The 20,182-nt window shown below is 72.6% G+C and carries 16 protein-coding genes; 8 read left to right on the top strand and 8 right to left on the bottom strand.

Going from position 1 to position 20,182, the window contains the following annotated elements:
- Nucleotides 1-257 precede the first annotated feature (257 nt).
- The 5 genes from ACFC1R_RS33355 to ACFC1R_RS33335 all read right to left on the bottom strand — a co-directional run bounded on the left by ACFC1R_RS33355 (nucleotide 258) and on the right by ACFC1R_RS33335 (nucleotide 7,066).
- Nucleotides 258-971, bottom strand: coding sequence for an RICIN domain-containing protein (locus tag ACFC1R_RS33355; protein WP_375945126.1), 714 nt, complete (start codon nucleotides 969-971; stop codon nucleotides 258-260).
- Nucleotides 972-1,033: 62 nt separating this feature from the next.
- Nucleotides 1,034-4,135 (bottom strand): hypothetical protein, encoded by a 3,102-nt coding sequence (locus tag ACFC1R_RS33350; protein WP_375945124.1) that lies wholly within the window; start codon nucleotides 4,133-4,135, stop codon nucleotides 1,034-1,036.
- Between the two features lie 2 nt (nucleotides 4,136-4,137).
- On the bottom strand, nucleotides 4,138-4,830 hold the full coding sequence (locus tag ACFC1R_RS33345) for a WXG100 family type VII secretion target (RefSeq protein WP_375945122.1): 693 nt from the start codon (nucleotides 4,828-4,830) through the stop codon (nucleotides 4,138-4,140).
- 113 nt (nucleotides 4,831-4,943) lie between these two features.
- Nucleotides 4,944-6,725, bottom strand: coding sequence for a hypothetical protein (locus tag ACFC1R_RS33340; protein ID WP_375945120.1), 1,782 nt, complete (start codon nucleotides 6,723-6,725; stop codon nucleotides 4,944-4,946).
- Nucleotides 6,722-7,066, bottom strand: coding sequence for a hypothetical protein (locus tag ACFC1R_RS33335; protein WP_375945118.1), 345 nt, complete (start codon nucleotides 7,064-7,066; stop codon nucleotides 6,722-6,724). The genes ACFC1R_RS33340 and ACFC1R_RS33335 overlap by 4 nt, the downstream gene beginning before the upstream one ends.
- A 557-nt stretch (nucleotides 7,067-7,623) precedes the next feature.
- Between ACFC1R_RS33335 and ACFC1R_RS33330 the strand changes: the two genes are divergently transcribed.
- The gene (locus ACFC1R_RS33330) at nucleotides 7,624-7,983 is read left to right on the top strand and encodes a hypothetical protein (RefSeq protein ID WP_375945116.1); all 360 of its coding nucleotides are present in this window, start codon (nucleotides 7,624-7,626) and stop codon (nucleotides 7,981-7,983) included.
- Between the two features lie 174 nt (nucleotides 7,984-8,157).
- Nucleotides 8,158-8,853 (top strand): Type 1 glutamine amidotransferase-like domain-containing protein, encoded by a 696-nt coding sequence (locus ACFC1R_RS33325; protein WP_375945114.1) that lies wholly within the window; start codon nucleotides 8,158-8,160, stop codon nucleotides 8,851-8,853.
- Nucleotides 8,854-9,015: 162 nt separating this feature from the next.
- Here ACFC1R_RS33325 and ACFC1R_RS33320 read toward each other — a convergent pair whose 3' ends face one another.
- Both ACFC1R_RS33320 and ACFC1R_RS33315 read right to left on the bottom strand, forming a co-directional pair.
- On the bottom strand, nucleotides 9,016-9,492 hold the full coding sequence (locus tag ACFC1R_RS33320) for a hypothetical protein (protein ID WP_375945112.1): 477 nt from the start codon (nucleotides 9,490-9,492) through the stop codon (nucleotides 9,016-9,018).
- A 403-nt stretch (nucleotides 9,493-9,895) separates the two neighbouring features.
- Nucleotides 9,896-10,387, bottom strand: a complete 492-nt coding sequence (locus tag ACFC1R_RS33315; protein ID WP_375945110.1) for a TetR/AcrR family transcriptional regulator — start codon at nucleotides 10,385-10,387, stop codon at nucleotides 9,896-9,898.
- 84 nt (nucleotides 10,388-10,471) lie between these two features.
- Here ACFC1R_RS33315 and ACFC1R_RS33310 point away from each other — a divergent pair, with 84 nt between their 5' ends.
- Nucleotides 10,472-11,524 carry an FAD-dependent monooxygenase gene (locus ACFC1R_RS33310; RefSeq protein WP_375945108.1) on the top strand — a complete coding sequence of 351 codons (1,053 nt, stop codon included), beginning with the start codon at nucleotides 10,472-10,474 and terminating at the stop codon, nucleotides 11,522-11,524.
- 180 nt (nucleotides 11,525-11,704) lie between these two features.
- Here the strand turns inward: ACFC1R_RS33310 and ACFC1R_RS33305 are convergent, their stop codons facing one another.
- On the bottom strand, nucleotides 11,705-12,991 hold the full coding sequence (locus ACFC1R_RS33305) for an MFS transporter (RefSeq protein ID WP_375945130.1): 1,287 nt from the start codon (nucleotides 12,989-12,991) through the stop codon (nucleotides 11,705-11,707).
- 134 nt (nucleotides 12,992-13,125) lie between these two features.
- Between ACFC1R_RS33305 and ACFC1R_RS33300 the strand changes: the two genes are divergently transcribed.
- The 5 genes from ACFC1R_RS33300 to ACFC1R_RS33280 all read left to right on the top strand — a co-directional run bounded on the left by ACFC1R_RS33300 (nucleotide 13,126) and on the right by ACFC1R_RS33280 (nucleotide 20,041).
- On the top strand, nucleotides 13,126-14,088 hold the full coding sequence (locus ACFC1R_RS33300) for a LysR family transcriptional regulator (protein WP_375945106.1): 963 nt from the start codon (nucleotides 13,126-13,128) through the stop codon (nucleotides 14,086-14,088).
- Between the two features lie 601 nt (nucleotides 14,089-14,689).
- On the top strand, nucleotides 14,690-16,324 hold the full coding sequence (abc-f, locus tag ACFC1R_RS33295; protein WP_375945104.1) for a ribosomal protection-like ABC-F family protein: 1,635 nt from the start codon (nucleotides 14,690-14,692) through the stop codon (nucleotides 16,322-16,324).
- Nucleotides 16,325-16,534: 210 nt separating this feature from the next.
- Nucleotides 16,535-17,098: a CGNR zinc finger domain-containing protein gene (locus tag ACFC1R_RS33290; protein ID WP_375945102.1), complete on the top strand. Its 564-nt coding sequence runs from the start codon at nucleotides 16,535-16,537 to the stop codon at nucleotides 17,096-17,098.
- 290 nt (nucleotides 17,099-17,388) lie between these two features.
- Nucleotides 17,389-17,934 carry a hypothetical protein gene (locus tag ACFC1R_RS33285; protein ID WP_375945128.1) on the top strand — a complete coding sequence of 182 codons (546 nt, stop codon included), beginning with the start codon at nucleotides 17,389-17,391 and terminating at the stop codon, nucleotides 17,932-17,934.
- Between the two features lie 1,333 nt (nucleotides 17,935-19,267).
- Nucleotides 19,268-20,041, top strand: a complete 774-nt coding sequence (locus ACFC1R_RS33280; protein WP_375945100.1) for a BTAD domain-containing putative transcriptional regulator — start codon at nucleotides 19,268-19,270, stop codon at nucleotides 20,039-20,041.
- Nucleotides 20,042-20,182: the final 141 nt, after the last annotated feature.

Genomic DNA, 20,182 nt, shown 5'->3' with positions numbered 1-20,182 from the left:
CGGCCGCGGTGACGTTGGCGGCCGCGGCGAGCTCCGCGGGCGGAGCGAAACGACGCTCCTCCTTGAGCAGGTTGGCCAGGCTCTCGTTGCTCAACAGATCTCCTTGTACGAGTTGGTGCGGGAGGCCCTGCCGTACGGGACGGCAGGGGCTCCGGTGGTGCTGCTTCTGAGCGTGGACCGCCGGAGGCCGGCGGACACCGGAATCCGGCGGAATTCTCGGTACCGCCACCCAAACCTTTCGGTCGTGCCCGGAGCCCTCAGAAGGCTGTCCTGGCGTGCAGGCCCCGGTCGCTCCACCAGGTGTCGGTGGTCGCGCAGTCCCCGACCGACAGCGGCCCGCCGGCCGGCGCGGCGACCAGGCAACCGCCTTGGTGCGCGCGGATCCTGAAGCGCATGGCCGGCCGCCGGGTGGCCGGATCGAGCCGGATCACGGGCATCCGCTCGGTGAACCGCCAGAGCTGCGCCCCGACTTCCTCCCCGCTCTGCGAGCGGTCGTCCCGCAGGTCCACCAGGCCGCCCGGCTCGGCGGTGAGCACCCGGGGTTCGGGGGCGCCGCCGGACAGCAGGGACTGGACGGTGAACTCGCCGTCCTGCCGCGGCCGGAGGATCCACTCCTGGCTGTCCGCGCCGGGCATCACGCGGGTACCGACCGCCGTACCGTCGGCGGCGGAGGACGCCTCGCCGCCGAGCGCGTCCATCCGCAGCTCGGAAGCCCACACGTCCAGCGTGCCCAGGCCCCGGTACGGGACGGCGGCGGTCGCGGCCGGCGCCGGCGGGGTGCCCGGGGCGCCGAGCGGACCGGGCTCCCGACCCCCCGTCGGGCCGGAGTACGTACCGATCGGGGCCGGTGCGGGCCGCGATGGCGCGGTGGTCACCGTGTCCGGATGCCCGACCGTGCCGACCAGGAGCACACCGGGGGCGATCGTGAGGTAGGCGACGGCCTTGGCGGCCGTCAGTGCCGGTCGGTGCACCGGGGGTTCCTGTCTCTGGGAGAACGGCTCGGCCTGCTCGGGCCGTACTGGACGGGGAAAGGTCACGACTGCCCCGCACCCGTCGGCGCCGCCGGTTCCGCGGCGGGCGGCCGGACGTGCTGGAACACCGACCCGCCCGGCCCGTCCCGCAGTTCCAGCCCGGGTACCCGGAGCAGCTGGGAGAGGCCGGGCGCCGGGAGCTCGGAGTGGACCGGGCCCACCGGGGTCGCCCCCTCCGGAGCCGGGTGCGGATGGACGTGCGCCTTCCCGACCACCATCACGTACTTCCCGTCACCGGAGACCGCGTCGGCCGCATAGGTGTTGAACCGTGCCGCCCGCTCGTACAGCCCCCACTCACCGGCCTCCCGGCGGGCCGGACGGCCGTCCACGGCCCGGACGTCCACTCCCTCGGCCTTGGCGGCCTCGACCACCTCACGCAGACCGTTGCCCGGCAGCGAGCCGTGCGAGCTGTCGTAGCGCGAGATCATCGCATCGAGCTCCGGCGGCATCGCCGCCCCCTCCGGGGCGCGCATGTGGGAGTCCAGGTGGTGCTGGAAGCTGTCGTCCCGCAGTGCCTCCAGGTACACGGTCCTGACGCCCTGTTCCTTGAGGGCCGCCATGTTCTCCTTCAGGAAGGGCCAGCTGGTCGACGCCGAGTGCACCTCGCCCAGCACAAAGCCCTGGTGCTGCGCGAGGATCCGGCCGGCGCCGGTGATGGCGTCCGGGGCGTCGTGCAGTGCCGTGTCCACCCCGTGCAGGGCCTCCGGCGAGAGTCCGGCGGGCGAACTCGCCGTTCTGGCCGCCACGATGGCGTCGAGCTGCTCGCGGCGGGCGTCCTGCCCCCTCCAGTAGTCGGCGGTCCGGTAGTCCAGGCGAGCCGCCGCCTCCATCCTGTCCTGTCCACTGCCGCTGACCTTGTCGGGAGCCCAGCGGGCGAGCGCCGCGTCGGTGTCGTTCCGGACCGTGCGCACGACACTCGACGAGAGATCGTTGAGCGTGGTCGGGTCGTGATCGGTCTTGAGCGTGTTGGTACGCGTGTTCAGATGGATGCCCTCGAAGGGCCGCCCGGTGCTGGACTCCGGGTGCAGGTACTTGCCGCCGGAGCTCTGCTGCGGCATCAGGTCCTTCAACTCGTGCACGGCGGCCGGAACGTCCGGTCGCACCAGGTTCTTCGCCTTGAAGAGCGCCTTCTGCGCCGCGGACTGCTGGATCGGGTAGACCAGCGCCGGCCCGGAGGGATGCTCGTGCAGCCCACGCGTCGGCTGCGCCTGACCGGTCGGCCGGTCGGACGCGGTGCGCGCCGCGTCACCCGCGCCCGGCGTCAGGTGCGGTCCCTCGATCGGCGACTCGGGACGGACGGCTGCGGACGGGCCCTGGCCGACCGTCTCCGGCTGGGCCACCGCCGCGACCTCGGTGTGCGCGAGGTTCGGCGAGGCCACGTCCGCCGCGTGCGGACCGAGCTCGATCGGGGCCGGGGCCTGGTGCGCCGCCACCGGCGCCTCGGCCGACAGCAGATGCGGCGAAGGCACCTCCGCCGCGTGCGGGCCCAGCTCGATCGGAGCCGGAGCCTGGTGCGCCGCCACCGGCGCCTCGGCCGACAGCAGATGCGGCGAGGCCACGTCCGCCGCGTGCGGGCCCAGCTCGATCGGGGCCGGGGCCTGGTGCGCCGCCACCGGCGCCTCGGCCGACAGCAGATGCGGCGAAGGCACCTCCGCCGCGTGCGGGCCCAGCTCGATCGGAGCCGGAACCTGGTGCGCCGCCACCGGCGCCTCGGCCGACAGCAGGTGCGGCGAGGGGGCATCAGCGGCATGAAGGCCGGACGCAGCCGGAACACCGTGGCCGCCCGCCGTGCCGGTGCCCGGCTCACCGGTGGTGAGCTGAGCTCCGCTGTCCACGGCCGAGTGCGGCGCCGGATGGCCGGTCTCGGCGGCCGGCGCGTGCATCGGGCTCTCGAACGCGGCTGAGGTGTCGGCGTGTCCGGGAGCGGTCCCGGCGGCCGGAGCAGCGCCGTCGCCGATGCCGCGCGACATCTGATGGCCCGGGGAACCGGCCTCTCCCGCAGGAGCGGCGGCCCCCGCGCCCGTGTGGTCCGACGCGACCGGGTGGGCCGGGCCCTCGGCTCCCGGGTGCGCACCGCTCGCCGGGGCCGGACCGTCCGAGCCGGCGGCCGCGCCGGGGCCCTCCGCCGACCGTGGGACCGCCGCGCCGTGCTCGCCGGCACCGGGCAGCGCTCCTCCCCCGGTCGGCACACCCGCGTGCGGGGCCTCGGTGGGAGGGCGGAAGTGCTCGTTGAGCGCGGCGCCGCCCGCGTGGAGACCCGCGCCCGCGGCACCGCTGAGGCCGGAACCGAGCAGGCTGTGGCTGTCCACCGTGCCGGTGGTGACCGCCTGGGTCACGACGTCCGCGCCGACACCGACCGCACCGGCCGTCACCATCCTGCCCGGCAGGGTGCCCATCACCCGGCCGAGCCCGACCTTGGCACCGGCCGCGCCGAGACCCTTGCCCAGCAGGTTGCCGGACGCACCTGCCACCGCGCCGCCCACGGCGTTCTGGCCGACCTCGTTCAGGTCGACGCCCTTGCGGTGCCCCTGCATGACCTCGATGGACTGGGCGAGCAGGTTGATGGCGGCCATCTGGACGGCCTGCTTGGCCGCGAACTCCACGGCCTCCAGCACCAGCTTCTTGATGATCTGCTGGACGACCGTACGGATGGCGCCGACCGCGACGGGGATCTGGGCCAGCGAGAGGCCCGCGGTGAAGGGAGCCTCCACCTCCGCGGTGGCGATGTCCAAGGCCAGGATGCCCAGTTGGGCGATGATCTGGATCTTGGCCGTCTCGGCGGAGTTGGCCATCGACTCCAGCATGTCGCCCATGCCGTTGCACGCCGCGACCAGCCCCGGGAACACTCCGGGCTGGTCCTCGCCCTTGCCGGTCGTGAAGTTGGCCCAGTACTCGGCCAGCTTCGTCGCGGCCACGCCCTCCTGGTCGGCCAGTGCACGTCGCATCGTGGCGTCCGTGGTCCCGCCGATGTCGTCGAGAGCGCTCGCCGTGGCGCGCCAGTGCTCGGCCATCTGCCGCAGGTGGTCCTCGTCGGCCTCGGGCCAGCGGGCGCCCGACAGCAGCAGCAGAACCCACTGCAGGGGCTCGGGTACCTCCACAGCCATGATCAGCGCCCCCCACCGATGCGGCCGCGGCCGATCTCGCGGTTGGTCGCGGTGAGCGGCGCCGGTGACGGCGGGCCGGCCGTGGCGCCTGCGGGCGGGAGGGTGATCACGGGAGTGGGCAGGGACTCCACCACCCGAAGCTCCTGGCCGCGGCCGTTGAGGTCGGCGACCGTGCCGGACTCCACCGACTCGTAGTTCTGAGCCATCGTCTTCAGGCCTTCCGCGATGCGGTGCAGGGCGGCGGGGAGGTTCTTCAGCCCCTTGAGCGTGGCCGCGCTGTAGGCCAGGTAGCCCTTCTCCCCTTCGGCGAACTGTTCTCCCGCGTGGTCCTTGCCCCACGGCGAGGTCGCGTTCATGCTGGTCAGGAACTCGTCGAGGCTGAGATACAGCTCCGAGACACGCTCGGCGGCGGCGGACATCGGGGAGCTCGCCGTCCGGTACTGCTCGGGGCTGACCCTGATACCCGTACCCGCGCTTGCGGCCGCGGGCGCCGCCTGGGCCGCCGCGCCGCGGGAGGCCGTCAGGGTTCCCGTGCCCGGGGCGGGCGAACCGACGGCCATCACCGCCGTTCCGGCGCCCTGCGGACCGACGACCACCGAACCCGTCACCAGCCCCGTCACCGGCCCCGTCGGCCGGCTGCCCGGCGCCGGCACCTCACCGGGCTCGTGCACCATCGTGCGAAACGCATCTTCCATGACACTTCCTCACCGACTTGTGCCGTCCACCGGCCGGACGACCGGTGGACGGAATGCCTGCGAGCGCCGGCCGACGGCCGACGGCACGCGTTACTCGTTCTCTGCGCAGCCGCTCACTGCTGAGGGCTCTGCGGCACGGCCGAAGACCGCGCGGGCGCCAAGGCGGGTTCGGACCTGTCGAACGCGCCGGAGGTCGCCAACTTCGCGAGCGCCGCCCGCAGATGCGGGCTGGGCACCTGGAAGCCGCCCTCCTCCCGCAGCGGCGCACGCTTGGCCGCGGCTTCCGCTCCGGTCTGCGCCGACACCCCGGCACCCGGGCCCTGGTCCGGCTCGCCCTGGCGCCGCGGGGTGGCCGTCCGGCCCTGCTCGCCGCCCGCGACGTCAGCGGCCGGCCGACCCTCGGCCTGCCCGGCTGCGGCTCCGTCGGCTCCGGCCGGAGCGGAAGTCGCCGCCCGCCCCTTTCCTTCCGGCTCGGGGCCGAGCACCACGCTGGTCAGCTGCTTGAGCAGGTCGCTGTCACCCGCGGGCGGGGGCTCCTCCTCGCCGGGCTTCTGCGGGGTTTCCGCCCGATGCTCTCCGGCAACGCCGGTCCGCGCGTCGTCCAGCCAGCGCTGCCTCGCCCGTTGCGCCCGCCGGTCACGTACCGGGGCATCCCCGGCCTGGCCCTGGATGCCGGAGTCGGTGAGCACCTCGTCCTGCTCCGGTGCCTCCTGGGTGACGAGTCCGGGCCTGCGCCTGCCGGGCGCGCTCTTCTTGCCTCCGGCGCGACCGGCACCGTGCATGCCGCCGATGACGGGGCCCCGGCCGGTGGCACCCGCACCGGCAGTGGTGACACCCGCACCGGCGGTGGTGGCACCCGAGCCCGCCCGCCCTCCGGTACCGGGGCCCGCACCCGGGCCGAGCGGTTGCCGTGTCGGCTGGAGCGTGCTCTGTCCGCCGGTGCCCGGCACCGTACGGGACCGTGGATCGGGGCCCGCGCCCGCAGCGGACGGCATGCTCCCCGCCCCGGCCCGGCCCGCCGTCCCACCGACGGCAGGCCCGCGTCCCGCAGCCCCGTTGACGGCACCCGCGCCGACCGCGGCCGCACCGAGCACACCGGCGGGCGCACCCCCCGAGGCCCCGGAAGTCCCGGAAACCCCGGCAAGGCCGGCGGAGTCGGCGGCAGGTGCCACGCCCGGCGCGTCCGCACTCGCGACGGCGCCGGTGAAGCCCGCCAGGCTCAGCCCGGTGGTCGCGGAGCCGCTCGGCGGGCAGGCCGATCCGCCCGCCTGCCCCGGGACCTTGGTCGAGGCGAACGCGTCGGCGGTGCCGCTGTCCCGGGCGCCGGTGTCGCCGAGTGCACAGACCTGCCCGGCACCGTCCATGCTCTCGATCCGGTCCGCGCTCCGGCGCAGCATCGAGTCGACGTCGGCGCTCGCCTGGCCGGTGTGGTGCTTGCACGAGTCCACCGTCAGCCGCACGCCCTCGGACTGCGCCGCCACCTCGGGCGAGGCACCGGGCAGGCTGCTGTCGAGGTAGTGCTTGGTGGACCACAGCTGCTCGACCATCGTCGTCTTGGCCCGGGTCACCGTGCCGGCCGCGCCGTGCAGGCAGGTGGCCATGCCGAGCCCGCTCTCCAGCGTGGTGGCCGTATGGGCGTCGTCACGGCCGCAGTACCGCTCCAGGTACCGCTGGAACCCGTCGGCGGCCTCCCCGGACATGTGGGCCAGGGCCTGCTGCGCGTTCGCCACGATGGCCCGGATCCGGGGCTCGGCGGCGGTGTTCCAGTCGTCCCAGGCCTCGGCGAGATCCGCGAGGCGGTTCTCGTCGGCATCGGGGAAGGCGATGTCGGCCCCGTCCTCGTGGCGCTGGACGACTGCCAGCACCTCGGCCAGGTCGGCAGGCAGCTCGATCATGACGGGGCACCGTTCCGGAACTCAGCGGCACTGGCACCGTCGGTCTCGCGGTGCCGCCGGCACATCAGCATCAGGTTCTCCGCCATCGCGGCGGAGTTCCGCAGATAGCGATGGATCCCCTGGAGCGCCTGCTGCTGGTGCTCGACCAGCCCGCTTGCTCCGGACCCACCTCCCAGCAGCGCCTTGCCCAACTCACCGGTGCCGTACGCGGCCCGGGGAATCCGCTGCACCGCGGTCTCGACCCGCTCGGCAGCGGATTCCAGCTCGCGGACGATGCTCTCGATCTTCCTGGCAGCCGCCTCGACCTCGTGAAGGTCGATCCAGAACGACCCGCTGCCCATCCTGTCCCCCGTTCTCGAGGTGGCCGGGCCATCTCACGGCCACCCGAGGACTGACGGTCTCTCACGCAGGTAATCGATCGATAAGTATCCTGCAAAACGTGAATCCGGCGTCCGGGCTGCACGGCGAGGGAGGACCACGGGGATCGATCGACACCGCCGCGTACCGACTGATGCTCAACGGGTTCCCGACGGCCTACCCGCGCGCCGCGAACCGTCTGCCGTAGCCCGCGCGCCTCGCCACGGCGGCAGGATCGCCGGCGGGTTCCCTGCTCATGACCGCTCGCCACATCGTCGATCTCGGTTGGCGCCACCGGCGCCACCGGAGACGACTCTCGGCGCACAGCCTCGATCGTCACCTGTCAAGGCGGTGATACCCCGCGCCGTGGAGGGTGGCCGGCAGTACTCGCCACACCTCTCGGCCAAGCACACGTGTTTGACCGGTTCCGTACTCCCCGACGCGTGATCGACCGTGCAAGGATCTGCTTTCGTTCGCACATGACCGAACGAGTCATGCCCGTGCCCACAGCGGCATCGCCACACACGTAGAGGTGGATCACATGTTCACACCCAAGGTGGGATTCCGTGGCGCAGCCGCCGCCACGACCATGGCCGCGGCCTTGATCGGCCTCGGCACCGGGGCGGCGAACGCCGCCGGATGGCCCCCGTTGCAGCAGGGCGCGTATCTCTACTCGGGCACCGTCGGGGCGGGAGCGGTGACCACGGTCGACCTCACCGACCTCGGCACGTGCCACACGCTGTCGGAGCCCGCCCTCTCGGTTCAGGTCGTCTCCGGCTCCGCATCCGTGGTGCTGTACCCCGCGGCCGACTGCACCGGCGCCCACCCGTGGGCCACCGGCTCGCTGGCCCGGTCCAACCTTCCGGCGGCGGCACTGAGCTACCGGGTGGTCCCGGCGTGACGACGCCGTAGGTGCCCTCGTCCTGCCGTGGCCCGTCCGGGGCAATGCCGCTCGGACGGGCCACGGCCGACTCGCACCGCCCCTCGGCCGCACTGCCGGCCGCGAAAGTGCCTTGTGTCCTGAGCACGGGGTCACATACGTTCGGTCGTAGGAGACTTGGCCACCCGGGGGTGAATGTTGACGGGCTCGTTGTTCCTGTCCGGCGGCGGAGACGCTCAGGATTCACGTCTGCTGGACGCGGCGTTCGCGACAGCAGTTGATTCTGGCCCGTTGTGGTACTGGCCGGTTGCCATGGATCCGGCCGAGGTCGACTATGCCGTCTGCATGAACTGGCTGAACTCAGTGTTCGCACCCCTGGGAGTTGCCGACATCGAGCTGTGGAACGGCGCGACCGGCGAGGCTCTGCTCTCACGCTTCCCGGACTTCCGTGGCGTGTACATCGGTGGCGGGAATGCGTACCGGCTGCTGTCGGTGATCCGGCGCCACGACCTGCTGCCCGCGCTCAGGCGATTCGTCGAGGGCGGTGGGGCCGTCTACGGAGGGAGCGCGGGTGCTGCGCTACTCGGGGCGGACATCAGCACGATCGCGCACCTGGACGAGGACCTCAGCGGCCACGCCGACACCCGGGGCCTCAGCCTGGTCGGAGGGCACGGGGTGTTCGTTCATCACCGCGAGCGGGACACGCCTGTTGCCCGGAGCTGGGCGCATGGGAACGGGCGGCCGGTCGTGGCCCTGCACGAACGCGCCGGAGCGGTCGTCAAGGGCGGGCAGATCACGGCCGTGGGCTTCGAGCCGGTGCACCTCATCGACGGGACCAGGATGCAGACCCTGCAGCCCGGTGAAACCGTCAGCCTGCTGACCTGGGCATAGGTGACGTTCACCAGTGCCGACCGGGTCTGGGACGTGATCCACAGCAGGATCCTGCCGCCGCTCGCCGCCCCGCCGCCGCTCGCCGCCCCGCCGCCGCTCGCCGCCCCGCCGCTGCTCGCGGCGACCGGCTGCTCGGCGGGAGGACCGATCACGGCAAGGTTCTCACCGGGTGACGAGGCGGGCTGTTCCGTGCTGGACCAACCCGTTCGCACGCGCTTCCTGCAGGTTGGCCGTGAACGCGTCGGCGAGATCGGCGGACGCGGTGCCCGGCAGGACCGGGGGCCAGGTGCCGGGCGGGACGACGATGACCACCACCTTGGTCCGCGTCCGGGCGGCGGACAGCCACTCGGGCGAGACGGGGGCGGGCGGTGCCGGCTCCCACACCCGGTGTCCGCCCACCAGGCTCAGTTCGGTGAGAAGGCCGGCCCGGACGTGGACCTCGGCCGTGGTCGGCGGGGGCTCGCCGGCGGCGAGGACGAAGCCGCTGGCCATCGCGTCCTCCAGCAGCTGCCCGTACTGTGCAGCGCCGATCTCCACGACCGCCTCGGCGACCGGCGGCGACTGTGAGGGAGACTCACGGACGACGAACGCCCACAGCACCGGTGTGGGTCTTCTCTGCTTGCCCGATGCACTGGCCATGTCCTGTGCAACGAGCCGACGCCCGAGATGTAGCGGCGCAGCAGGAGGTTGGAAGCAGGTTGCCGGGCGTCGACGGACGGCTCGTCGAAGCGGCCCTGCTCACCGGCCGCCGTGAGCAGGCCCGCCGACACGTGCTCGCCGCACGCGAGGCCGACCTGCCCGGCATCTCCCCCCGGCCTCACCGTGGAACGTCGTCGCCGGTGGTGGCCTCACCGCCAACGGCGATCTCCGGCCGATGCGGGACCTGGAGGTCGGGGGTGCCGTCATCGCGGGCGACCTGACGGTCAGGGACAAGCCGCGGCGCCCAGGCTGGTCGGCAGGGGGCAGCCGGGTTTCCTCACCCCGCGACCTGGCGCCTTCCGTGGCGGAGTGCGTCCGGGTGCTTCGAGTCGCAGCGGATGGCTCAGAGCTTGCCGGAGAGCGAGCGGAGCTCGTGGACCACGTCGGCGCCGGAGGGCGCGTGTTCCGGGTCCACCAGCCACTGCAGCATCAGTCCGGTCAGCAGTGCGAGCGGCACCGAGCCGCCGAGCCCCTCCCGGCCCTGGCGCTGCCCTTCGGCGAGGTGTGCACGTACTTCCGGTGAGCGCTCGGCCTGCACTGCGGCCTCAAGCTGAGCCACCCACAACGCCCGGTCCGTGGTGAAGCTGTCGATCAGCGCCTGCCAGCGCTCTTCCGGCTCGTCCCCCGGGGCGCGCCGGGCGAGTTCGTCCCCGAGTTCGTCCACCGCCTGCACCAACGCCTGGGTGAGCAGCGCGTCCTTGGAGCCGAAGTGGTAGCCGATGGCGGCATGACTGACTCCGGCGGCCGAGGCGATGTCCCGGACGGTGGTGCGGGCCCAGCCGCGTTCGATCAGGCACTGCTTGGCCCCTGCCAGCAGATCCTCTCGGTTTCCCATGGCGCACAGCGTAGCGGAAGTTCGACCGGATGGTTCATCCATATGGTTTGACCAAATGGTCAAACCGCGGCTACGGTCCTACCCATGACGAAGACGAAGGTTCTGATCTCGGGTGCCAGCGTGGCCGGCCCGGCCCTGGCCCACTTCCTGCACCGCGACGGCTACGACGTGACCGTGGTCGAACGCGCACCGGCTCTCCGGGAGACCGGGTACGCCGTCGACTTCCGCGGCGCAGCCTTCGAGGTGCTGGAGGAGTTGGGCATCCTCGACGAGGTCCGCGGGCACGACACGAAGATGCGCGGCACCACGCTGCTGGACGAGACGGGCGCCGAGACCGGACACCTCCCCGCCGAGGTGTTCGCCGGTGAACTCGAAGTGCCCAAGCGTGAATTGACCCGGATTCTGCACCGGATCACCGAGGCCGACGTGGAGTACGTCTTCGACGACTCGATCAGCGCGCTCAGCCAGGACGACACCGGCGTCACGGTCGAGTTCGAGCGAGCCGCCACCCGGCGCTTCGACCTCGTCGTCGGAGCGGACGGTGTCCACTCGCAGGTGCGCCGACTCTCCTTCGGCCCGCACTCCGGCGCCGTACAGCACTTGGGCATGTCCGGCGCCGGGTTCACCGCCGCCAACCACCTCGGGTTCGACCACAGCGGTGTGCTCAGGTTGACCAAGGGCACGGCGATCTACGCCTTCAGCGCGGCCGACCCGGACAGGCTGATGGTCAGCCTGTCCTTCGCCACCGCCTCACCCGAACTGGACCGGCGCGGCCGGGACGAGCAGGAGCGGGCAGTACGGGAGGCCTTCGCCGGGCACGGCTGGGAGACACCCCGCCTGCTGGAGGCGATGACGGCAGCGGACGACTTCTACTTCGCCTCCGCCTGCCAGGTCCACCTGGGCGCGTGGTCGCAGGGCCGGATCGCGCTGATCGGCGACGCGGGGTACTGCGCCGCACCCACCAGTGGGATGGGTACGTCGCAGGCCCTCATCGGCGCGCGCACGCTGGCCCGACAACTGGCCGGGGCGGCCGGCGGCCACCTGACGGCGTTCGCCGCGTACGAGGCGGAAATGCGGCCCTACGTCACCGAGAACCAGGCCAAGGGCCGTGAAGGCGCGGCGATGTTCGGCGGTTGAGTCGTGTCGGCAGGAACCACGACGCGCCTGGCCTCGGACCCATCCCCTGGTCGAGCCCGCAGCCGAGTGGGAACCGAGGCCGCCGCGCTCACCTCCGGGCTGTCCTCGGAGGGCGAACCGCTCCGAGGAAGGGCGGCGCAGTCCGATCGCGGTGGCGGCCGTGGCGGCCACGGCGGCCCGTCAGGCGCGGCTCGGTGCCGGCTCCGGCTCCGGCTCGGAGGGAAGCGCTGCCGCGCGGCGGGGGAGCAGCAACGGGGTCGCCAGCAGGAGCAGGCCGGCCAGGCCGATGGCCGTGCGCGGGCCGAGCAGGCCGCCCAGCACGCCCCAGACGGCCGTCAGGAGCGCGGTCGCGGCCTTGGTCGTCACCGCCCAGGCGGAGAGCGTGCGGGCGACCCGGTCGGTCGCGGTGCGCTCCAGGCGGTAGGTGGCGTGGACGGGGTTGAAGACCCCGCAGCAGAAGATGAGCCCGAGCTCGACGCTCATCACCAGCAGCAGCCCGCCGGTTCCCGGCCCCAGGAAGGCCAGGCCGACGGGCCAGAGCGCGCGCAGCGTCCCGACCGCGACCAGGACCCGGTGCTGTCCGTACCGGGTGACGAGCGGTCGGGCCAGCCGCGAACCGAGCAGCCCGCCGATCGCCGGCGCGGCGAAGGCGAGGCCGTACTGCCACGGTGCGAACCCGAGCCGGCCGAGCATCAGGACGGCCAGCAGCGGCTCGGTGGCCATCACCAGGCCGTTGAACAAGGCGGTGTTGAAGAACAGCGGACGCAGCGTCGCATCGGCGAGGATGTACCGCCAGCCGTCGAACAGGTCCCCGGCCCGCATGCGCGCGGCCTCCCGACGCTCGGGCCGCGGCTCGGTCCCGCCCGTCGCGCGGATGCCCAGGGCCGAGAGCAGGTAGCTGACCGCGTCGGCCAGCACCGTCGCCACCGGACCGAGGAGCCCGATCGCCGCGCCGCCCAGCGGCGGACCGACGATCGTGGTCGTCCAAGCCGTCGACTCGAACCGGGCGTTGGCGACGAGCAGGTCCTCGGCCGGCAGCAGCGTCTTCAGGTACGCGCCGGAGGCGGCGCGGAAGGTGATGTCGGCCGCCGCGACGACGACCGAGACCAGCAGGAGCTGCAGGAAGGTGAGCACGCCGAGCGCGAACGCGGCGGGGACGGTCAGCAGCGCCGCGAACCGCACCAGGTCCATCGCGACCAGCACCGGCCGCTTGCGGCGGAACTCCACCCACGGGCCGAGCGGCACCGCCACGGCCGCGCCCACCGCAGCCCCCGCGGAGGAGAGCGCGGCGACCTCGGCCGGTCCGGCGTGCAGCACCCGGACGGCGATCAGCGGGAACGCGCCGAAGGCGAGCCACGTACCGAGCGCGCTGGTCCCGTACGCTCCCCAGAGCCACCCGAACCGCCGCCCCAGCCGATGTCCGAGCAGATGTCCCAGCAGATGTCCCAGCCGGTGCCCGCTCCGCATGCCCCACGCCCCCTCGCCACTCACCCGCACAGCCGATCCGCGATCGGAAGCATCAAAGCGAGCGCCGTGCCCGGGGATCAAACAACCGGATGGCCGTCGGCCACAACCAACGGTTGTGGCCCTAGGGTGTCGGCATGGACCTCGACACCGTCCGGACCTTCGTCGCCGCCGCCGACGCGGGGCAGTTCCAGGAGGCGGCCGCCGAGCTGGCGGTCACCCAGCAGGCCGTCTCCAAGCGCATCGCCGCGCTGGAGCGCAACCTCGGCGTGCGGCTGTTCACCCGCACGCCGCGCGGCGCCGAGCTCACCATCGACGGGCAGGCGTTCCTGCCCCACGCGCGCGAGCTGCTACGCGTCGCCGAACGCGCGGTCGCGTCCGTGCGCACCGGCCACCGTCCGCTGCGCGTCGACGTGATCGCCTCGCGGACCGCGCAGTCGGGCCTGATGCGCGGCTTCCACCGCGCGCACCCCGAGGTCGAGCTCGACGTGGTGATGCTGTTCGACGTCGAGACGGCCGTCGCCGCCATCCGGTCCGGTGCGATCGACGCGTCCTTCCGCGCCGTCGCCGTGCCCGGCCGCCCCCTTCCCGAGGACATCGAGTCCGTCCGGGTGCTCGACGAACCGCTCGACCTGCTCACCGGCCCCGCCCATGCGCTGGCCGGCGCCCGGTCGGTGACCCTCGCCCAGCTCGTCGGGCACCGGATCTGGATGCCCGGCATCGTCCCCGGCACCGAGTGGGCCGCCTACTACGACGACCTCGCCGCCGAGTTCGGCCTCACCATCGAGGCGACCGGCCCCAACTTCGGCTCCGACGCGCTCCTCGACACCATCGCCGACACCCCGGCCCTGGCCACCTTCATGGGTGCGAAGAGCCTCCCCCGGCTTGCGCCGGGAGGTGCTCCCGACGGCTGGCCCGCCGACCGCGGCCTGCGCCGCATCCCGGTGACCGACCCGACCCCCGTCTACCCGCACTCACTCCTCTGGCACCGCGACAACCCCCACCCGGCGCTGTCCACCCTCCGCGCCCACCTCGCCGCCGCAACGGCCCACCGCGATGACGCCGGGACCTGGACACCCGCCTGGGTGACTCCGCGCTGAACGCCACCGCGTCGGCGAGACCGTGGCCGGATCGACGGACGGTGGCCCGGGAGCAGGCATGACCATCGGCACACTCGGGCTCTCCCGGTCCGGGTGGTGGCAGGACACCTCGCGAGGTGGCGACGGCCCCGGCGAGGCAGGCCGCACTCCGGCCGGACCCGGTCGCGGGCGTGTCCACACGTGTGAGCGCCGTCGCACCGTCCTCGCGGCGCTCCTGGTTGAACCGGTTCAACCGGTGACGCCGCCGGCACGGCCGTTCCTGGGCCGTCAACGAGGCGACGGGGTCCGCGGAGGGGCGGTCGCCGATCGGCACGTGTCGACGCGCACACGTGTACGGACTCCCGGGCGCACACCCGCACTTCCTTTATTCCAGCCGCACGGGGAGCAACAGCTGCTACGCTGCGGGTGACTTGAACCGTGTGATCGAGGAGTCGCAGACGTGGTGGGTGAAGACGACATCTCCGGGTGAGATCCGGATCTGACGGCCACCGGCCGGTGCTCAGGAGCGCCGCCGAGCTGGTCCGTTTCGTCGTCCCCTTTTCCATGTCTGCCCAGGGCAGAAGACCACGTCCTGCCCTCCCGCACCTTCGAGGTCACCTCCATGTCCGACGCCGCCATCGTCTGCTCGAACCTCTCGTTCGCCTGGCCCGACGACACCCCGGTCTTCAACGACCTGTCCTTCACCGTGCCCACCGGCCGCACCGGCCTGGTCGCCCCCAACGGCTCCGGCAAGAGCACCCTGCTCAAGCTGATCGCCGGCGAACTCACGCCCGCCACCGGCTCGGTGTCGGTCGGTGGATCGCTGGGCTACCTCCGGCAGAGCCTCCCGCTGACCGGCAACCTCACGGTCGCCGAGGTGCTCGACGTCGCCGAGGTGATCCGCGCCCTCGACGCCGTCGAGTCCGGCGACGTGAGCGAGGAGCACTTCACCACCATCGGCGACGACTGGGACATCGAGGAGCGCACCCGCGCCCAGCTCGACCGTCTCGGTCTGGCCGACCTCGCCCTGGACCGCAGCCTGAGCACGCTCAGCGGCGGCCAGATCGTCTCCCTCGGCCTCGCCGCCCAACTGCTCAAGCGCCCCGACGTGCTGCTGCTCGACGAGCCGACCAACAACCTCGACGCAGCGGCCAGGCACAAGCTCCACGACGTACTGGCGGACTTCAACGGCTGTCTGCTGCTGGTCAGCCACGACCGCGCGCTGCTCGACCGCATGCAGGGCATCGTCGAACTCGGCAGCGGCGAACTGCGCTTCTACGGCGGTAACTTCACCGAGTACGAGGAGGCCGTTCACGCCGAGCAGGAGGTCGCCGAGAAGAACGTCCGCAACGCCGAACAGGAACTCAGGCGGGAGAAGCGGGAGATGCAGCAGGCCCGCGAACGCGCCGAGCGCCGCGCGAGCAACGCCGCCCGCAACCTCAAGAACGCCGGCCTGCCCCGCATCTTCGCCGGCACCATGAAGCGCGGCGCGCAGGAGTCCGCGGGCCGGGCCGGCCAGATGCACGCCGCCCGGGTCGGCGAGGCCAAGGCCCGGCTCGACGAGGCCGGACGCGCCCTGCGCGAGGAACAGCGCATCACCCTGGAACTGCCCGACACCCAGGTGCCCGCCGGGCGCAACCTCTTCCTCGGCGAGGGGATGCAGGTCCACCACGCAGGCCGGGCGGTGTTCGCCGACGGCGGCGTCGACCTGAACATCCGCGGCCCCGAGCGCATCGCCCTGACCGGACCCAACGGCGCCGGGAAGACCACCCTGCTGCGCCTGATCACCGGCGACCTCACCCCGGACGGCGGGGAGACCAGGCGCACCGAGGGCCGGATCGCCTACCTCTCGCAGCGCCTGGACCTGCTGGACCCGGACCGCACCGTGGCGGAGAACTTCGCCGCGTTCGCCCCCGAGCGGCCCGAGACGGAACGGATGAACCTGCTCGCCCGCTTCCTCTTCCGCGGCGCCCGGGCCCACCTGCCCGTCGGGGTGCTCTCCGGCGGCGAACGGCTGCGCGCCACGCTGGCCTGCGTGCTGTGCGCCGAACCGGCTCCCCAGCTGCTCCTGCTGGACGAGCCGACCAACAACCTCGACCTGGTCAGCGCGGGCCAGCTCGAGAGCGCGCTCGACTCCTACCAGGGCGCGTTCGTGGTGATCAGCCATGACGAGCGGTTCCTCGCCCGGATCGGGGTGAACCGCCGACTGCGGCTGGCCGACGGAGCGCTGAAGGAGACGGGATCCCCCGCCGTGTGAGCCACCGCCGTGTGACGTGGCCCGCGTCCGAGGCTCCGTGCCCGGCGGGACCGGCGGAGGCCCTCGGGTCCGGTCCCGGCGCGATCGTCCTCTCGGCCCTGCCACCACCGGGCGCACCGGTGGTGGCAGGGCCGAGAGCTCCGGCCGATGTCGCCCCCGGAGCGGTGACGGTTCTTGCCGCGCCCGACAGTCACCCACCAGGATGGTGACGTGAACCTTGACCACGTCTTCGTGTGCGGCCACCCGGCCCTCGACTTCGCGGCCACCCTCCGCGCACGGCGCTCGGCCCGGTTCGAGATGTTCGCGACGCCGGAACGGCTGAACGCCTGGTACGTGGAGTGCGGACTCGTGGACACGATCACGCCCGCCGACGAGCAGGACGTCCGGGAGGCGACGACCGTGCGCGAGGCCGTCCACCGACTCGTCACCAACCGCGTTCACGGTGAGGACCTCGACCGCGAGGCGCTCGCCGTGCTCAACGGCGCAGCGCGCAAGGCCCCCGTGACGCCGCAGCTCACCATGGCCGGGCGGCACAACGAGGCGACCCCCGGGCAAGCCCTGGCCACCGTCGCACGGCAGGCCGTCGAACTCCTCAGCGGCCCGGACGTCCCCCTGCTCAGGGAGTGCGGCGACCCGGAGTGCACGCGGATCTACGTCGACCGCTCCCGGGGCGCCAGGCGCCAGTGGTGCGGCATGGATTCCTGCGGCAACAGGATCAAGGCCGCCGCCTACCGCGCGCGGAAGAAGACCTCGCCCACCGTGAGCGTGCACTGACGGCGGCGCGGGCCCGCAGCCGGGTACGCGTTCTCATCCACCGGGCCGGTCCGGGGCGCCACTGGCGGTCACCGCACCGGAAGCACCGCACCCACCCGGCGACCGCGTTCCCGCGCACCTACCTGACATTCCCGTGCACGTACCTGACGAGCTGATGCCCGGTGGGCCGTCCGGCGCCGACACTCCGCTGCACGGGCTCCTCGGCATGGGTACCATGCGCAACACCATCCATGTCGAGGGAGTGAACGGTCGTGACCCTCCAGCCAGCCTCCACGCTCCGGTCCCGGTACATGGAACAAGCCGCGTCCGACCTGGAGCAGAACCACCGGCGACAGCAGGAGCTGGCGGAGGAGCTCAGGCTGTTGAAGCAGGAGGAAGCGCTCCTGGCGGACATCCTGAACCTCGCCGAGCGGTACGAGGGCTTCTCCGACCCGTCACGTCTGCCCGAGCAGCTGCAGGACGAGCCCGTCGCCGCGAAGGCGACGTCTGCCACCCGGGCCGCTTCGCGGCGTTCGGAGTCGGCCAGGGTCGCTGCGGCGGCCCGCACGACAAAGGCAGGTACGACAAAGGCAGGCGCGAAGGCGGAGTCGCGTCGGCCGCTGCTCGGTGACCTCCTGACGGATCTGCTGGGCCATCACGACGAGCCGCGCCCGGCCAAGGAGTTGCGGGACGAGCTGCTGCAGAAGTACCCGAAGCGCAACCCGACGCCTCAGGTCGTGCGGAACACCCTGGAGTCCCTCGCCGCCAAGGGACGCATCCAGCGTCACAAGCAGGAGCGGTCCGTCATGTACACCGTCGTGAGGCCGGGCGCGGCCGCGCCGGGCGACGCCGGCTGACACCTCGCCGGGCCCGCCTCCACACGAAGTCCGAGGCCACCGGGCGGTGTCCCGGCAGCACCACGCGCTCCGTCCGATTCCACACCTGCGTGCCGTCGGGCCACGGCCGCTCCCCCGTGACTCCCGCGCCCTGAGCGGCCGTTCGCGGGGGACGGCAGAGTCCCGTCAGGGGCGAACCGACGGTGTTCGGCAGTCCGTGGACACGTGTGCGTCATGGCGCTCGTGCCCTGTCCTCGGCCCACCCGTCACCGGTCAAGGCGGTGACCGAAGCCTTTCGACTGCCACCCCCGGCCCGGGCCACCCACACCCCCGGCGCCGGCGCGACGAGCCCCGGTAGCCAACCCCGGCAACCAGCCCCGGCGGCAAGAGCGATGGCCGACGACACCCGGCCCGCAACTTCACGATGGGCGGCGCTCGTCGAAGGCGTCGCGGAGCGCGGCTCGGGAGGTGGCGCCGAACCGGGACGGGCCTCGTCATCCGCGCCGACCTGCGTTCGAGGATGCCCGGGAGCCCGGGGGCGGCCCTGGCGGCAGCGTTCCGACGGAAGGCCACCCGCAGACCACCCGCCCCCATCCGCTACCGGCCGCAACCGTTGTGCCACCGAGGCAAGTTGCCCGTCCACCGCGGTCGGCTGCTGCGGACACGATCTTGACGGGCCCGTCCCACCGGGGACTTCAGGTCCCGCCGCCACCGGGACCGTTCTGCCGGACCTGGACCGCTCCGGGCACCTCACCCCGCTTCACGATGAGAATTCCCACCGAGAAAACCCCAATGGGCCACAGCTGGAACCGGGCACGACCGAAAGCAACCCCAGGCCACCCGGCACCCCCGCATCACGGCGGGGGAATTCGACCATGTCCGGGTCAGGTGAGCCCAAGGAGGTTCCGGCGCAGCCGCCTTGGGCATCGTCGCCGCCGCGTGCACCCGTCGGGGGAACCCGGGGTACGGGGGAGAAGGAACACGTGAGGCACGACCGGGGATGTGCAAAATTCAAGGATCCGCTGGTCCGGAGTGACCGAGATCACGTGGCGTCGCGAGCCGACCGCAGAGCGTCAGGGATGCCAGGCCGGCAAGTCTGCTCTCCGGCCGCCGGAGCGGGTGACGGGGGCGCCCGGTCCCGTCGACCCGCCACATGACAGTGCGTCAGTGCGCCATACCAAGACGGGCGCTATCGATCCAGACCTTTTTTCAGAAGGATTTGCAAGTACTCTGTCGTCAACCGCGCGAGAACCCGTGCGACTCACCGGGATCATTCCCGGCAGCAAGGTGTTTCCTTCGAGCGGTCGATACGTTTCTTCGTTACTGGGGGTGACTTGTGGCGGAGGGTCACGCAATGAATTTCAATGTCCTCGGCCCGTTAGCGGTCCAGGCCAACGGAATCCCGGTGAATCCGGGGTCGGCGCGTCAGCGCGCGGTATTGTCCGCCCTTCTTCTGACGCCGGGCCAGCCGGTGACGGCGGGGCAGCTCACCGAGGCCGTCTGGCCGAGGAACCCTCCGAACGACGTCATGGCGAACCTGCACAGTTACGTGTCCAATCTCCGGCGGCTGCTGGAGCCGAACCGGCCGCCGCGCAGCCGCGACACGGTCCTGCGGCGTGAACCGAACGGTTACGTACTGGCCGTGCACGCGGACTCCATCGACGCGGTCCTCTTCGAACGGCTGCTGCACGACGGCCGGCGGCTGCTCCAGGCCGGGCTGCACCAGCGGGCGAGCCGGATGCTGGAGAGCGCGTTGGCGCTGTGGCGAGGATCCGCCTATCCGGAAGTGAGCGACTACGCTCTCGGCGCGCAGGCCGCCTCGCGCTTCGAGGAGTTGCGACTGCTGGCGCTGGAGAACCTGTGGGAGGCCAGGCTGGCCGAGGAACGCGACCTCTCGGTGGTCGCCGCCGAACTGCCCGCGCTCACCCTGCGGTTCCCGACCCGGGAGCGGTTCAGCTGCCTGCTGATGAAGGCCCTGTACTGGTCCGGCCGGCGGGCCGAGGCGATCGACGCGTACCACCGGACCCGCCGGACCCTGGCGGAGGAGTACGGCGTCGATCCCGGGGCCGAGCTGCAGGAGCTGTTCGGCTCGATCCTGCGCGGCGATCCCATCGCGGGCTGTGCATGAGCACGTCGCCGCAGTAGGCCCCCGACAGAAGACCCGGTTGGTGACAGGCGTGACGCCTGTCACCAACCGGGGGGGTTGGGCCCGGGGGTAATACAAGGTGTCCGCCGGGGGGGGAGGCCGGGCCGAGGGGAGCCCCAACCC

The sequence above is a fragment of the Kitasatospora sp. NPDC056138 genome (genome assembly GCF_042264695.1).
Classification (GTDB): Bacteria; Actinomycetota; Actinomycetes; order Streptomycetales; family Streptomycetaceae; genus Kitasatospora.
The sequence above is the reverse complement of the archived record's forward strand: the minus strand, read 5'-3'. Positions and strand labels throughout refer to the sequence as shown.

Bases quoted from the DNA above. Each gene is read 5' to 3' on its own strand.
- ACFC1R_RS33280 (WP_375945100.1), top strand. From the start codon at position 19,268: ATGAATTTCAATGTCCTCGGCCCGTTAGCGGTCCAGGCCAACGGAATC.
- ACFC1R_RS33320 (WP_375945112.1), bottom strand. From the start codon at position 9,492: ATGGCCAGTGCATCGGGCAAGCAGAGAAGACCCACACCGGTGCTGTGG.
- abc-f (WP_375945104.1), top strand. From the start codon at position 14,690: ATGTCCGACGCCGCCATCGTCTGCTCGAACCTCTCGTTCGCCTGGCCC.
- ACFC1R_RS33310 (WP_375945108.1), top strand. From the start codon at position 10,472: ATGACGAAGACGAAGGTTCTGATCTCGGGTGCCAGCGTGGCCGGCCCG.
- ACFC1R_RS33285 (WP_375945128.1), top strand. From the start codon at position 17,389: ATGGAACAAGCCGCGTCCGACCTGGAGCAGAACCACCGGCGACAGCAG.
- ACFC1R_RS33325 (WP_375945114.1), top strand. From the start codon at position 8,158: ATGTTGACGGGCTCGTTGTTCCTGTCCGGCGGCGGAGACGCTCAGGAT.
- ACFC1R_RS33315 (WP_375945110.1), bottom strand. From the start codon at position 10,387: ATGGGAAACCGAGAGGATCTGCTGGCAGGGGCCAAGCAGTGCCTGATC.
- ACFC1R_RS33305 (WP_375945130.1), bottom strand. From the start codon at position 12,991: ATGCGGAGCGGGCACCGGCTGGGACATCTGCTGGGACATCTGCTCGGA.
- ACFC1R_RS33345 (WP_375945122.1), bottom strand. From the start codon at position 4,830: ATGGAAGATGCGTTTCGCACGATGGTGCACGAGCCCGGTGAGGTGCCG.
- ACFC1R_RS33300 (WP_375945106.1), top strand. From the start codon at position 13,126: ATGGACCTCGACACCGTCCGGACCTTCGTCGCCGCCGCCGACGCGGGG.
- ACFC1R_RS33330 (WP_375945116.1), top strand. From the start codon at position 7,624: ATGTTCACACCCAAGGTGGGATTCCGTGGCGCAGCCGCCGCCACGACC.
- ACFC1R_RS33340 (WP_375945120.1), bottom strand. From the start codon at position 6,725: ATGATCGAGCTGCCTGCCGACCTGGCCGAGGTGCTGGCAGTCGTCCAG.
- ACFC1R_RS33350 (WP_375945124.1), bottom strand. From the start codon at position 4,135: ATGGCTGTGGAGGTACCCGAGCCCCTGCAGTGGGTTCTGCTGCTGCTG.
- ACFC1R_RS33335 (WP_375945118.1), bottom strand. From the start codon at position 7,066: ATGGGCAGCGGGTCGTTCTGGATCGACCTTCACGAGGTCGAGGCGGCT.